The following is a 14,465-nucleotide window of genomic DNA, read 5'->3' as shown; positions in this document are numbered from 1 at the left end:
AATGGACATTCTTATTGTTGACGGCTATAACATTATTGGTGCTTGGCCAGAATTAAATGCACTAAAGAATAGAGACCTTGCAGCAGCAAGAGATGCTTTAGTAGCGAAAATGGCAGAATATCAGGGCTATTCCGGATACAGAGTAATGGTTGTTTTTGATGCATACTATGTAAAAGGCACAGAGAAAAAATATAAAGATTACAAGGTGGAAGTCATTTTTACCCGTGAAAATGAAACGGCTGACGAGCGTATCGAAAAACTAGCTATTGAACTAAATAACAGAAAAACACAAATTCATGTTGCAACTTCAGATTTTACAGAGCAATGGGCTATTTTTGGACAAGGTGCCCTGCGGAAATCAGCGCGCGAATTATTGTTAGAAATGGCTGGGATGGAACAGGAAATCGGAAAGAAAGTAAAAAAAATTAAAGAAAAAAAACCAGCTGCAAAGATTCCGCTTTCAAGAGAAGTGGAAGAAATTTTCGAAAAATGGCGACGTGGAGAGAAATGAGTTGTTGACGCTCAAAAAAAGGCTAGAGTATAATGGATTTATCCATGATTGCACGGTCGGGGGGATCTGTATGAGTACTGACAGCTGGACTAAGAGTAACAAGTATATTGGAAATTATATGGAACTTGAAGATGAAGTGTTGGTGGAATTGGTGCATCAAGGGGAAAGTGATGCTTTGGATTATTTAATTCAAAAGTATCGTAACTTTGTGCGAGCTAAAGCCAGATCCTATTTCTTAATCGGAGCGGACAAAGAAGATATTGTGCAAGAGGGAATGATCGGTCTTTATAAGGCAATACGCGATTTTAAAGAGGACAAGCTTTCTTCCTTTAAGGCATTTGCTGAATTGTGTATAACAAGACAAATCATTACTGCGATCAAAACGGCCACTAGGCAGAAGCATATTCCTTTAAATTCTTATGTCTCTTTGGACAAGCCCATTTACGATGAAGAATCTGATCGAACGTTAATGGATATTATCTCTGGAGCAAAGGTTCTTGATCCAGAAGAATTGATCATTAATCAGGAAGAATATGATCACATTGAGATCAAAATGTCTGAATTATTGAGTGATTTAGAAAGAAAAGTATTGTCTCTATATCTTGATGGTCAATCCTATCAAGAAATTTCTGAGGAATTGAATAGGCATGTGAAGTCTATTGATAATGCCCTTCAGCGGGTGAAAAGAAAATTGGAGCGGTATTTAGAAATAAGAGAATTCTCGCTATAAGCGTAAAAGGTTGAAATAGCAAATATTTACTGATATTGACATCTTACGCCTGTCCATGATACAGTTTGAGAAGATATAAAGGACGTAGTAGGTGTAGGTCGAATGAGAAAAAAGATTGTATTAGCATGTGAAAAATGTGGGTCAAGAAATTATTCTACTGTGAGTAACAATGGTACAGAACGTTTAGAAGTAAAGAAATTTTGTCAAAATTGTAATGCTCATACTGTTCATAAAGAAACAAAATAATGATTTTGGATAATGCCCGCTCTTAAAGATGGAGGTAACAAAAATGCAAAGTGCTGTTAAGTATTTTCGTGAAGTTGGTAGAGAATTAAAGAAAGTTAGCTGGCCGAAAAAAAAGGAGTTAACTAATTATACACTCACAGTCCTTGTGACAGTTGTCTTTTTTGCTATCTTCTTTGCTGTTGTTGATTTAGGAATTTCCGAACTTATTCGTTTAATACTTGAATAACAGTTGTCTACTCATGGTATAATGGTAAAACGATAGGAAACATTTACAAAAGCCCGGTAACGGGTTTTTTCATTTGCTGAAAAATAAATGACTTGTTCCTTACAGATACTATAAAAAACAGCACGAAAAAAATAATGTTGCAGGGAGGGACGGACGAAGTAGTCCTCTTTTATGGAAAAAAACTGGTATGTAGTGCATACGTACTCTGGATATGAGAATAAGGTGAAAGCTAATTTAGAAAAACGGGTAGAAACAATGGCGATGCAAGATAAAATTTTTCGCGTGGTTGTACCTGAAGAAGAAGAAACAGATATCAGAAACGGTAAAACAAAAGTAGTAAAAAGAAAAGTATTCCCAGGTTATGTGTTGGTAGAAATTGTTATGACCGATGATTCTTGGTATGTCGTACGTAATACCCCTGGTGTAACTGGATTCGTTGGTTCCGCTGGGTCTGGATCAAAACCAACGCCGCTTTTACCAGAAGAAGTCCAAGTAATTCTGAAAAGAATGGGCGTAGAAGAACAAAGAATTGAAATTGAGTTTGAATTAGGAGAAACAGTAAAAGTAAATGAAGGTCCATTTGCTAATTTCACTGGTACAGTTGAGGAAATTGATAAGGATAAAGCAAAGGTTAAAGTACTAGTAAATATGTTTGGTAGAGATACTCCTGTAGAGCTCGATTTTACACAAATTGAAAAATTTTAACTAGAAAACTTGAAATGGTATTGAAAAAGTGTTACTATTTCATAGGTCAGTATATCTCATAAAGAGATAAGATATTGTCAAATTTCTTTATTTCATATAAAGACGATAAGTTGAGTGGGAGGGGAAACCCCTATTACCACATCACGGACTTTAAGGAGGTGTGTCTCGTGGCTAAAAAAGTAATTAAAGTTGTTAAATTGCAAATCCCAGCAGCTAAAGCGAATCCGGCACCACCAGTTGGTCCTGCATTGGGTCAAGCTGGCGTAAATATTATGGGATTCTGTAAGGAGTTTAACGCTCGTACAGCTGAACAAGCTGGTTTAATCATTCCTGTTGAGATTACGGTTTTCGAAGACCGTTCATTTACATTTATTACAAAAACTCCACCTGCTGCAGTTTTACTTAAAAAAGCAGCTGGTATCGAGTCTGGTTCTGGTGAACCAAATCGTAATAAAGTAGCAACTGTTAAGCGTGATAAAGTACGCGAGATTGCTGAAACAAAAATGCCTGATTTAAATGCAGCTAGTGTTGAATCTGCTATGCGCATGGTTGAAGGTACTGCCCGCAGCATGGGTATTGTTATTGAAGACTAAACCTATATATGGTTAGTGTTGATTAAGGTTGTGACGACGGTGAATCTTTAGTCGCAACCTTTATTCGTGGGAGGTAATTCCGCTAAAACCACAATTCAAGGAGGAAATATAGTTATGGCTAAAAAAGGTAAGAAGTATTTAGAAGCTATCAAACTTGTTGATCGTACTAAAGCTTACCCAATTCAAGAAGCAATTGAGTTAGTGAAAAAAACTAGCACTACAAAATTTGATGCATCAGTTGAAGTTGCTTTCCGTCTAGGAGTAGATCCTAAGAAAGCAGACCAACAAATCCGTGGAGCAGTAGTTCTTCCAAACGGTACTGGTAAAACTCAACGCGTTTTAGTTTTCGCTAAAGGTGAAAAATTAAAAGAAGCAGAAGCAGCAGGTGCAGACTATGTAGGCGATGCTGAATATATAAATAAAATCCAACAAGGTTGGTTTGATTTTGACGTAATCGTTGCAACTCCAGATATGATGGGTGAAGTTGGTAAACTTGGTCGTGTATTAGGACCTAAAGGTTTAATGCCAAACCCTAAAACTGGTACAGTTACATTTGATGTAACAAAAGCAGTTAACGAAATCAAAGCTGGTAAAGTAGAATACCGTGTAGACAAAGCTGGTAACGTACATGTTCCAATCGGTAAAGTTTCTTTCGATGAAACTAAACTAGTTGAGAACTTCAAAACTATCTTTGATACAATGTCAAAAGCAAAACCAGCTGCTGCAAAAGGTACTTACATGAAGAACGTATCTGTTACTTCAACAATGGGACCTGGCGTAAAAGTAGATCCATCTACTGTTTGATAAAAATTGGTATTTGACAAAATAAGATGGATAGCATATACTTCATCTTGTTGAAAAAATAAATAACATTTGTACCGTAGACAGTAGGTGCTAATTTTTTAGCTTAATTCCCTGCCGAGGTAATACGATAGATTATTTGATCAGTTGTGAGAACGACTATTGTATACACCTCCATGTCTGAAAGATATGGAGGATTTTATTTGTCGGTATGAATGTAGAAATTCTACAGGAGGTGTAAAGATGAGCAGCGTAATCGAACAAAAGAAACAAATAGTATCTGATATTGCGGAGAAATTCAAAGCAAGTAAATCAACTATCGTTGTTGACTACCGTGGTTTGACTGTTTCAGAAGTAACTGAACTTCGTAAACAACTTCGTGATGCAGGAATCGAGTTTAAAGTTTTCAAAAACTCTTTAACTCGCCGTGCTGCAGAATCTGTTGAATTAGCAGGTTTAAACGAATCCTTAACTGGTCCAAACGCTATTGCGTTCAGTAATGAGGATGTTGTTGCACCAGCAAAAATTCTAAATGACTTCGCTAAAAACCATGAAGCATTAGAAATTAAAGCGGGAGTAATCGAAGGGAACTTAGCAACAGTTGAAGAAGTAAAAGCTCTAGCTGAACTTCCATCACGCGAAGGTTTACTTTCTATGTTACTCAGCGTTCTTCAAGCACCAATCCGCAACCTTGCTCTTGCTACAAAAGCAGTTGCAGATCAAAAAGAAGAACAAGGCGCATAATCTTTTATACGGAAACGTATTATAAAACCCCAAAAAACAAGGAGGAAACATATAATGTCTAAAGAACAAATCTTAGAAGCAGTTAAAAATATGACTGTTTTAGAATTAAACGATTTAGTAAAAGCAATTGAAGAAGAATTTGGAGTAACTGCTGCTGCTCCTGTAGCTGTAGCTGCAGGTGGCGGAGAAGCTGCTGCTGAAAAATCTGAGTTTGATGTAGTTCTTGCATCTGCTGGAGATCAAAAAATCAAAGTTATCAAAGTTGTACGTGAAATCACAGGTCTTGGTCTTAAAGAAGCAAAAGAACTTGTTGACAACACTCCAAAAGCAGTTAAAGAAGGAGCTTCTAAAGAAGAAGCTGAAGAAATCAAAGCTAAACTTGAAGAAGTTGGAGCTAACGTTGAAGTTAAGTAATGTTAGTTAAAAAGAAGCTCGCTATTTTAGCGGGCTTTTTTTCCTGAAAGTGAGAAGGACTTAAGAAAAGTTAGCCGCAATTTACCAAGTTAGAAGTGAAATATGAACTGCTGGGAGAATTATCTTCTAAGGAGTCTCTAAATAAGCTACTGTTGGTATATGATAGCTTTAGGATAAGTCGTCTGCGCTTTTTTATTGATTACAATCTAAGTTTTGTAGTCAATCCTCAAGTAGTCTTCCTTAAATAAATTCTCCTAAGGAGGTGTTCGTATGACGGAACATTATTATTCCCGAACCCAAAATGTAAATAGCGATCCAAATTACTGGAATTTTACGCTTAAAGGTAATACAATACGTTTTAAAACAGATAATGGAGTCTTTTCTAAAAAGGAAGTGGACTTTGGATCCAGATTATTGATAGAGACGTATACCTTGCCTGATTTAGATGGAGATATATTAGATGTAGGTTGTGGATATGGCCCGATAGGTTTATCTATTGCGAAGACTTCCCCAAATAGAATGGTCCATATGGTTGATGTTAATTTACGTGCTATTGAATTAGCAGAAGAAAATGCCAGACAAAACGGCGTTGAAAATGTTCGTATTTATGAAAGTGATCGACTTCTTCGTGTAAAGGGAAAAAAATTTGCCTCTATTTTAACCAATCCGCCAATAAGAGCGGGGAAGAAAGTAGTTCATGATATTTTAGAGCAAAGCTATGACTGCTTAGTACCTAATGGGGAATTATGGGTTGTGATTCAAAAGAAACAAGGAGCACCCTCTGCTATTGCAAAATTAGAAGAATTCTTTAAAGAGGTAAACGTAGTAGAAAAGAAAAAAGGCTATTTTATAATTCAAGCAAAAAAGATTGACTAGTCCTTTTTGTTGTGATATCATTGTATAATGCCAATATAATATTTTTCTGAAACTCGCAATTTTATCTAAGTTACTGTATAAAATTGGTGTAAGAAGGAAAAACTAACAGAATAATATTAGAAATATGAAAATGTGGTTTTTTGATTGGAAAACCCTTTTTCTTTTTGTCTTATAAAAATGGGTCTAATATCCTTTTTTATAAGATGTTAATAGATGTACTATAACGTTTGATTTGAGGGGTGAATCAGTTGACAGGTCAACTTGTTCAGTATGGACGACACCGCCAGCGGAGAAGCTACGCACGAATTAGTGAGGTTTTAGAATTACCAAATCTTATTGAAATCCAAACCTCTTCCTATCAATGGTTTTTAGATGAGGGATTGCGAGAAATGTTCCAGGACATTTCACCTATTGAAGATTTTACTGGCAATTTATCACTTGATTTCATTGATTATAGCTTAGGAGATCCTAAGTATTCAGTGGAAGAATCGAAAGAGCGAGATGTTACATATTCTGCACCTTTGCGTGTGAAGGTTCGTCTTGTGAATAAAGAAACAGGAGAAGTAAAAGACCAAGATGTATTCATGGGTGATTTCCCGCTTATGACTGAAACTGGTACTTTTGTTATTAATGGTGCGGAACGGGTTATCGTTTCTCAATTAGTACGTTCTCCAAGTGTTTATTATAATGGAAAACTTGATAAGAACGGTAAAAAAGGATTTACTGCTACAGTAATTCCTAACCGTGGAGCATGGCTAGAGTATGAAACAGATGCAAAGGATGTAGTATATGTACGTATTGATCGTACACGTAAACTTCCTGTTACTGTTCTGTTACGCGCTTTAGGATTTGGTTCCGATCAAGAGATTATTGAATTGATTGGTGACAATGAGTATTTGCGTAACACTTTAGAAAAAGATAACACAGAAGGAACAGACAAAGCGCTATTAGAAATTTATGAGCGTCTTCGTCCGGGAGAACCACCTACTGTGGAAAATGCAAAAAGTTTATTGGTATCAAGATTTTTCGATCCAAAAAGATACGATCTTGCGAATGTAGGTCGTTATAAAATTAATAAAAAGCTTCATATTAAAAATAGATTATTTAATCAGCGTTTAGCAGAAACATTAGTGGATCCTGAAACTGGCGAGATTATCGCTGAAAAAGGAACTCTTTTAGATCGCCGTGCGCTTGACCGTATTATTCCTAATCTAGAAAACAATATCGGCTTTAAAAAGCTGAGCCCATATGGCGGAGTATTAGAAGATGATGTTGTTGTACAATCGGTGAAAATATATTCACCACTAGATGAAGGGGATAAAGAAATTAATGTTATTAGTAATGCATATGTAGAAGAAGCTGTGAAAAACATCTCTCCTTCAGATATCATTGCTTCTATCAGTTATTTCTTTAATTTATTGCATGGAGTAGGTCTAACAGATGATATTGACCATTTAGGTAACAGACGTCTTCGTTCTGTAGGCGAATTGTTGCAAAACCAATTCCGTATTGGTTTATCTAGAATGGAGCGTGTTGTTCGCGAAAGAATGTCTATTCAAGACACGAATACTATTACACCGCAGCAGCTAATTAATATCAGACCTGTTATTGCATCTATCAAAGAATTCTTTGGAAGCTCTCAGCTTTCTCAATTCATGGACCAAACAAATCCATTAGCAGAATTAACACACAAACGTCGTTTGTCTGCGTTAGGACCTGGTGGTTTAACAAGAGAGCGTGCAGGAATGGAAGTTCGTGACGTTCACTATTCTCACTATGGCCGTATGTGTCCGATTGAAACACCTGAGGGGCCAAACATTGGTTTGATTAACTCCTTATCTTCTTATGCAAAAGTAAATCGTTTCGGATTTATCGAAACACCGTACAGACGTGTTGATCCTGAGACAGGTAAAGTATCGTCGCGAATAGATTATTTAACAGCTGATGAACAAGATAACTATGTTGTTGCCCAAGCGAACGCTCGTTTAGGTGAAGATGGTTCCTTCTTAGATGAAGATGTTGTAGCACGTTTCCGTGATGAGAACGTTGTTGTTAAGCGTGATCGTGTAGACTATATGGACGTATCTCCAAAGCAGGTTGTATCTGCTGCGACAGCGTGTATCCCATTCTTAGAAAATGATGACTCTAACCGTGCCTTAATGGGTGCGAACATGCAGCGTCAAGCAGTACCTTTAATGCAGCCGGAAGCTCCAAGAGTAGGAACTGGAATGGAATATGTTTCAGGAAAAGACTCAGGTGCAGCTGTTATCTGTAAGCATCCTGGTATTGTTGAACATGTAGAAGCACGTGAAGTGTGGGTTAGACGTATTTCTGAAGTAGATGGTCAAGAAGTAAAAGGAAATCTTGATAAATATAAAATGCTTAAGTTTGTTCGTTCAAACCAAGGTACTTGTTATAATCAACGCCCGATTGTTGCTGTAGGTGATAAAGTAACAAAAGGCGAGGTTTTAGCTGATGGTCCTTCTATGGAACTTGGTGAATTAGCCCTTGGACGTAACGTATTAGTTGCCTTTATGACATGGGACGGATACAACTACGAGGATGCTATTATCATGAGCGAACGCTTGGTAAAAGATGATGTTTATACTTCTATTCATATTGAAGAATATGAATCAGAATCTCGTGATACAAAATTAGGACCGGAAGAAATTACGCGTGATATTCCGAATGTCGGAGAAGATGCTTTACGCAACTTAGATGATCGCGGAATTATTCGCATCGGTGCTGAAGTAAAAGATGGTGACTTGCTTGTTGGTAAAGTTACACCTAAAGGGGTAACTGAATTAACGGCAGAAGAACGATTATTACATGCTATCTTTGGTGAAAAAGCACGTGAAGTACGTGATACAAGTTTACGTGTTCCACATGGTGGCGGCGGTATCGTCCACGATGTTAAAGTCTTCAATAGAGAAGATGGAGACGAATTACCACCAGGTGTTAACCAATTAGTACGTGTATATATTGTTCAAAAACGTAAAATCCATGAAGGCGATAAGATGGCAGGTCGTCACGGTAATAAAGGGGTTATCTCCCGAATTCTACCTGAAGAAGATATGCCATACTTACCAGACGGAACACCAGTTGATATCATGTTAAATCCACTAGGTGTACCATCACGTATGAATATCGGTCAGGTGTTAGAATTGCATCTTGGAATGGCTGCAAGAAGCTTAAATATCCATGTTGCATCTCCAGTATTCGATGGTGCTCGTGAGGAAGATGTATGGGAAACAATTAGAGAAGCCGGAATGGCGCAAGATGCGAAAACAGTACTATATGACGGACGTTCAGGTGAACCTTTTGATAACCGTGTATCCGTTGGAGTTATGTATATGATCAAACTTGCTCATATGGTTGATGATAAGCTACATGCTCGTTCAACAGGACCATATTCTTTAGTAACGCAACAACCACTAGGAGGAAAAGCTCAATTCGGTGGTCAGCGTTTTGGAGAGATGGAGGTTTGGGCGCTTGAGGCTTATGGAGCTGCTTATACTTTACAAGAAATTCTTACTGTTAAATCAGATGACGTTGTTGGTCGTGTGAAAACATATGAAGCTATTGTTAAAGGAGAAAACGTTCCAGAACCTGGAGTTCCTGAATCATTCCGCGTATTAATGAAAGAGTTGCAAAGTTTAGGGTTAGATGTAAAAATCTTATCTAGCACGGAAGAAGAAATTGAAATGAGAGACACAGACGATGATGATGATATTCATCAAGCTGAATCTCTGACAATTGTTTCCGAAACACAAGAGCCTGAGTCAGAAAAGGTAGGCATGCAAGAATAATAAAGTAATGAACATGGCCTGTCTAAAAACGAAAGGGTCAGACTCCACTGCGAAGACATCTAAATAGAAGATCCTTTTATATCTTTTAAAATAGATTATTCAAGTGAAGTCAGACCCTTTTGTGACGGCCTGTCTTTGATTATATAAGTTTTTAGAAGTTTTTAAGTAAGGCAAAAGCCTGAAGATCGAAAGGGAGGTAGGACCCTTGTTGGATGTTAATAATTTTGAATATATGAAAATAGGCCTAGCTTCGCCAGATAAAATCCGTTCATGGTCATTTGGTGAAGTTAAAAAGCCAGAAACAATTAACTATCGTACTTTAAAACCGGAAAAAGATGGCTTGTTCTGTGAGCGTATTTTTGGTCCTACAAAAGACTGGGAATGTCACTGTGGTAAATACAAGCGTGTTAGATACAAAGGAGTAGTCTGTGACCGTTGTGGAGTAGAAGTTACCCGTGCAAAGGTTCGTCGTGAACGTATGGGACACATTGAATTAGCGGCTCCAGTATCACATATTTGGTATTTCAAAGGAATCCCAAGCCGTATGGGTCTAGTGTTAGATATGTCTCCACGTGCACTGGAAGAAGTTATTTACTTTGCTTCTTATGTTGTAACAGATCCAGGTGACACTGCTCTTGAGAAGAAACAACTTCTTTCAGAGAAAGAGTATAGAGCATACCGTGATAAATACGGTGTGAAGTTCCAAGCTTCAATGGGTGCTGAATCTATTAAGAAGTTATTATCAGATATTGATTTAAATAAAGAAGTAGATGCTTTAAAGGAAGAATTAAAAACGGCACAAGGGCAAAGAAGAACTCGTGCGATTAAAAGACTAGAAGTATTAGAAGCGTTCCGTGGTTCTGGGAATGAGCCTTCTTGGATGATTCTTGACGTACTTCCAGTGATTCCTCCAGAATTGCGCCCGATGGTTCAATTAGATGGTGGCCGCTTTGCGACTTCTGACCTAAATGATTTATACCGCCGTGTTATTAACCGTAATAATCGTCTGAAAAGATTATTAGACTTAGGTGCACCAAGCATTATCGTGCAAAACGAAAAACGTATGCTCCAAGAAGCTGTAGATGCGTTGATTGATAATGGCCGTCGTGGACGACCGGTAACTGGTCCTGGTAATAGACCACTTAAATCATTGTCACATATGCTTAAAGGTAAACAAGGGCGTTTCCGTCAAAACTTATTAGGAAAACGTGTTGATTACTCTGGGCGTTCTGTTATTGTTGTAGGTCCGAACTTAAAGATGTATCAATGTGGTCTGCCTAGAGAAATGGCGATTGAATTATTTAAGCCTTTCGTAATGAAAGAGTTAGTAGAAAAGGGTATTGCTCACAATATCAAATCTGCGAAAAGAAAAATCGAAAGACTTCAACCGGAAGTTTGGGATGTGCTGGAAGAAGTTATTAAGGAGCACCCTGTTTTACTTAACCGTGCACCGACTTTACACAGATTAGGTATTCAAGCATTTGAACCAACACTAGTAGAAGGCCGTGCAATTCGTCTTCATCCGTTAGTATGTACAGCTTACAACGCGGACTTTGACGGAGACCAAATGGCGGTTCACGTTCCATTATCATCTGAAGCACAAGCAGAAGCTCGTTTACTTATGCTTGCGGCTCAAAACATCTTGAACCCTAAAGATGGTAAGCCAGTTGTTACTCCTTCACAAGATATGGTATTAGGAAACTACTACCTAACATTAGAGCGTGAGGGTGCAGTTGGAGAAGGTATGATCTTCAATGATACAAATGAGGCTTTATTAGCTTATCAAAATGGTTACGTGCATCTACACACTCGTGTGGCAGTACGTGCTAGTTCTTTAAATAACGAAACATTTACAGAAGAACAGAATAAACAATTGTTATTAACAACAGTAGGTAAGTTAGTGTTCAATGAAATTTTACCAAAATCTTTCCCGTACATTAACGAACCAACGAAAACAAACTTAGAAGAAAAAACTCCTGAAAGATACTTTGTTGAGCCAGGTGTAGATGTACCTGCCGCAATTAGGGAGCTGCCAATTATCGAACCGTTCAAAAAGAAAATTTTAGGTAATATAATTGCTGAAGTATTTAAACGTTTCAAGATAACGGAAACTTCTAAGATGTTGGACAGAATGAAAGACTTAGGATTTAAGCATTCTACTAAAGCTGGTATTACTGTTGGTGTAGCTGACATTGTAGTATTAGGCGAAAAACAAGAAATTATCGAAGAAGCACAAAGTAAAGTAGATAATGTAATGAAACAGTTTAGACGTGGATTAATCACAGAAGAAGAGCGCTATGATCGCGTTATTTCTATCTGGAGTGCTGCAAAAGATACTATCCAGGCAAAACTGATGAAATCTTTAGATAAACGTAATCCAATCTTTATGATGAGTGACTCTGGAGCCCGTGGTAATGCATCTAACTTCACACAGCTTGCTGGTATGCGTGGTTTGATGGCCAACCCGGCTGGTAGAATCATCGAATTACCGATTATCTCAAGTTTCCGTGAAGGTTTAACTGTATTAGAGTACTTTATCTCTACACATGGTGCGCGTAAAGGTCTTGCCGATACAGCACTGAAAACAGCAGACTCTGGTTACTTAACTCGTCGTCTTGTTGACGTAGCACAGGATGTCATTGTTCGTGAGGATGATTGTGGTACGGACAGAGGATTATTAGTTTCTGCGCTTAAAGAAGGTACAGAAATTATCGAATCACTAGATGAGCGTTTAATCGGAAGATATGCAAGAAGATCAATTAAACACCCAGAAACGAATGAAGTTATTGTTCCAGAAAATGGACTTATTACAGAAGATTTAGCAGTAGAAATTGTTGAAGCTAATATCGAAGAAGTATGGATCCGTTCTGCGTTTACATGTAATACTCGTCATGGTGTATGTAAAAAATGTTATGGTCGCAACCTAGCAACTGGTCAAGAAGTGGAAGTAGGAGAAGCTGTTGGTATTATTGCAGCACAATCTATCGGGGAACCGGGTACACAGTTAACAATGCGTACATTCCATACTGGTGGGGTTGCTGGAGACGATATCACACAAGGTTTACCTCGTATCCAAGAAATATTCGAAGCTCGTAATCCAAAAGGGCAAGCGGTTATTACGGAAATGGCAGGGGTTGTTGTTGGTATCAACGAAGGCAGAGACCGTCAACATGAGATTGTTGTTCAAGGTGAATTAGAAACTAGAACATATACTGCTCCTTATACAGCAAGGCTTAAAGTAAAAGTTGATGATGTAGTAGAGCAAGGGCAGGAATTAACAGAAGGTTCTATTGATCCGAAAGAATTAATTAAAGTGAAAAACGTTACAGCAGTACAAGAATATCTACTTCGTGAAGTACAAAAGGTTTATCGTATGCAAGGGGTAGAAATTGGTGATAAACACGTAGAAGTAATGGTTCGCCAAATGCTTCGCAAAATCAGAGTAGTAGACGCTGGTGAGACAGATGTATTACCAGGTACTCTATTAGATATTCACCAATTCACTGATGCAAACGCAAAAGCTTTAAGAGAAGGAAAACTTCCTGCAACAGGAAGACCGATATTACTTGGTATCACAAAAGCATCTTTGGAAACAGATTCATTCTTATCAGCTGCATCTTTCCAAGAAACTACAAGAGTTCTGACAGATGCTGCGATTAAAGGTAAACGCGATGAATTACTAGGATTGAAAGAGAATGTAATTATTGGTAAATTAGTTCCTGCTGGTACTGGTATGCCAAGATATCGTCATGCTGAACCTATTACTGCAGAAGAACTGACAGAAGAGTCTGTTACTGTAGAGTAATAGCGATAAATTAGAATCTTTCCTAAAAAGTCATATGGTTATTATGTTGACCTATCTATCATTTATGAATTAATAGATAGGTCAACATCCATAGCTTTGATAAACAGATCTAGGTATTAAAGGAAAGTTTTTTAGGAAAATAATTGACATCTAATTTTATAGATGATACTATATCAAAGGTGCTCCTATTCACCTGTTGCTTTGGAGGATATAAAAATGTCTTATGAAAAAGTACGACAGGCAAGTAAAATAGTAGTAGGAACAAAGCAAACAGTAAAAGCGTTAAAAAAAGGGATTGCAACTGAGGTTATCGTTGCAGAGGATGCCGATCCGATGATCATTAGAAAGGTATCTGAGGTAGCTGAAGAAGTGAATATTCCTATTATACTTGTTGAATCCATGAAGAAGCTTGGCGAATCATGCGGAATAGAAGTAGGCGCAGCAACTGTTGCCATAATTATTTAAAACTGTTTTTATGGAATTAACCATGAGAACTTTGTTTTTGCCCTAATATGAACCACCTGGATGTGTGGGCTTCAAACATAAAGGAAGGGAGGAAAAAGAAATGCCAACAATTAACCAATTAGTGCGCAAGCCTCGTCAATCTACTGAAGAGAAGTCGAAGTCTCCTGCGTTAAACAAAGGTTATAACAGTTTCAAAAAAGCACAAACAAACGTATCTTCACCTCAAAAACGTGGGGTATGTACTCGTGTTGGTACAATGACACCGAAAAAACCAAACTCTGCATTACGTAAATATGCACGTGTTCGTTTAACAAACGGTATCGAAGTAACAGCATACATTCCTGGTATTGGTCACAACCTACAAGAACATAGTGTTGTACTAATCCGTGGAGGACGTGTAAAAGACTTACCGGGGGTACGTTATCATATCGTACGCGGTGCGCTTGATACTGCTGGAGTTAACAACCGTATGCAAGGTCGTTCTAAATACGGTACTAAAAAACCAAAAGCAGCAAAAAAATAATAAAATAGAATTTATAG

14 protein-coding genes and 1 other annotated feature are annotated in these 14,465 nt (G+C 37.7%); all 14 genes read left to right on the top strand.

Annotated elements, in window-relative coordinates; translation table 11 throughout:
• Position 1 precedes the first annotated feature (1 nt).
• Entirely contained in the window at positions 2-511 is a 510-nt protein-coding gene (locus BCI01S_RS20660) for an NYN domain-containing protein (protein ID WP_061800915.1), read from the top strand.
• A 70-nt stretch (positions 512-581) separates the two neighbouring features.
• On the top strand, positions 582-1,241 hold the full coding sequence (gene sigH, locus BCI01S_RS20655) for an RNA polymerase sporulation sigma factor SigH (protein ID WP_047943702.1): 660 nt from the start codon (positions 582-584) through the stop codon (positions 1,239-1,241).
• Positions 1,242-1,343: 102 nt separating this feature from the next.
• Complete coding sequence (gene rpmG, locus BCI01S_RS20650) at positions 1,344-1,487, top strand: 50S ribosomal protein L33 (protein ID WP_047943703.1); 144 nt, start codon at positions 1,344-1,346, stop codon at positions 1,485-1,487.
• Positions 1,488-1,530: 43 nt separating this feature from the next.
• Positions 1,531-1,713: a preprotein translocase subunit SecE gene (gene secE / locus BCI01S_RS20645; RefSeq protein ID WP_047943704.1), complete on the top strand. Its 183-nt coding sequence runs from the start codon at positions 1,531-1,533 to the stop codon at positions 1,711-1,713.
• A gap of 171 nt (positions 1,714-1,884) precedes the next feature.
• A complete protein-coding gene (nusG, locus tag BCI01S_RS20640; RefSeq protein ID WP_016204544.1) occupies positions 1,885-2,418 on the top strand; it encodes a transcription termination/antitermination protein NusG in 534 nt (177 codons plus the stop codon).
• 167 nt (positions 2,419-2,585) lie between these two features.
• Complete coding sequence (rplK, locus tag BCI01S_RS20635) at positions 2,586-3,011, top strand: 50S ribosomal protein L11 (protein ID WP_031537888.1); 426 nt, start codon at positions 2,586-2,588, stop codon at positions 3,009-3,011.
• Positions 3,012-3,125: 114 nt separating this feature from the next.
• The gene (gene rplA / locus BCI01S_RS20630; RefSeq protein WP_047943705.1) at positions 3,126-3,815 is read left to right on the top strand and encodes a 50S ribosomal protein L1; all 690 of its coding nucleotides are present in this window, start codon (positions 3,126-3,128) and stop codon (positions 3,813-3,815) included.
• A 56-nt stretch (positions 3,816-3,871) separates the two neighbouring features.
• Positions 3,872-4,023: a sequence feature (ribosomal protein L10 leader region), on the top strand.
• Between the two features lie 32 nt (positions 4,024-4,055).
• Positions 4,056-4,556 carry a 50S ribosomal protein L10 gene (gene rplJ, locus BCI01S_RS20625; RefSeq protein ID WP_047943706.1) on the top strand — a complete coding sequence of 167 codons (501 nt, stop codon included), beginning with the start codon at positions 4,056-4,058 and terminating at the stop codon, positions 4,554-4,556.
• 54 nt (positions 4,557-4,610) lie between these two features.
• The gene (gene rplL / locus BCI01S_RS20620; protein ID WP_047943707.1) at positions 4,611-4,970 is read left to right on the top strand and encodes a 50S ribosomal protein L7/L12; all 360 of its coding nucleotides are present in this window, start codon (positions 4,611-4,613) and stop codon (positions 4,968-4,970) included.
• Positions 4,971-5,240: 270 nt separating this feature from the next.
• Complete coding sequence (locus BCI01S_RS20615; RefSeq protein WP_061800914.1) at positions 5,241-5,846, top strand: class I SAM-dependent methyltransferase; 606 nt, start codon at positions 5,241-5,243, stop codon at positions 5,844-5,846.
• A gap of 248 nt (positions 5,847-6,094) precedes the next feature.
• A complete protein-coding gene (rpoB, locus tag BCI01S_RS20610; protein ID WP_047943709.1) occupies positions 6,095-9,655 on the top strand; it encodes a DNA-directed RNA polymerase subunit beta in 3,561 nt (1,186 codons plus the stop codon).
• Positions 9,656-9,860: 205 nt separating this feature from the next.
• Entirely contained in the window at positions 9,861-13,460 is a 3,600-nt protein-coding gene (rpoC, locus tag BCI01S_RS20605) for a DNA-directed RNA polymerase subunit beta' (RefSeq protein WP_061800913.1), read from the top strand.
• Between the two features lie 216 nt (positions 13,461-13,676).
• Positions 13,677-13,925, top strand: coding sequence for a 50S ribosomal protein L7ae-like protein (locus tag BCI01S_RS20600; protein ID WP_047943711.1), 249 nt, complete (start codon positions 13,677-13,679; stop codon positions 13,923-13,925).
• Positions 13,926-14,025: 100 nt separating this feature from the next.
• Positions 14,026-14,448, top strand: a complete 423-nt coding sequence (gene rpsL, locus BCI01S_RS20595; protein ID WP_047943712.1) for a 30S ribosomal protein S12 — start codon at positions 14,026-14,028, stop codon at positions 14,446-14,448.
• The last annotated feature ends 17 nt before the right edge of the window (positions 14,449-14,465 follow it).

The organism is Niallia circulans NBRC 13626 (genome assembly GCF_001591585.1).
Lineage (GTDB): Bacteria > Bacillota > Bacilli > Bacillales > Cytobacillaceae > Niallia > Niallia circulans.
Note: the sequence above shows the minus strand (reverse complement) of the source record. Positions and strands in the feature narration are given on the sequence as shown.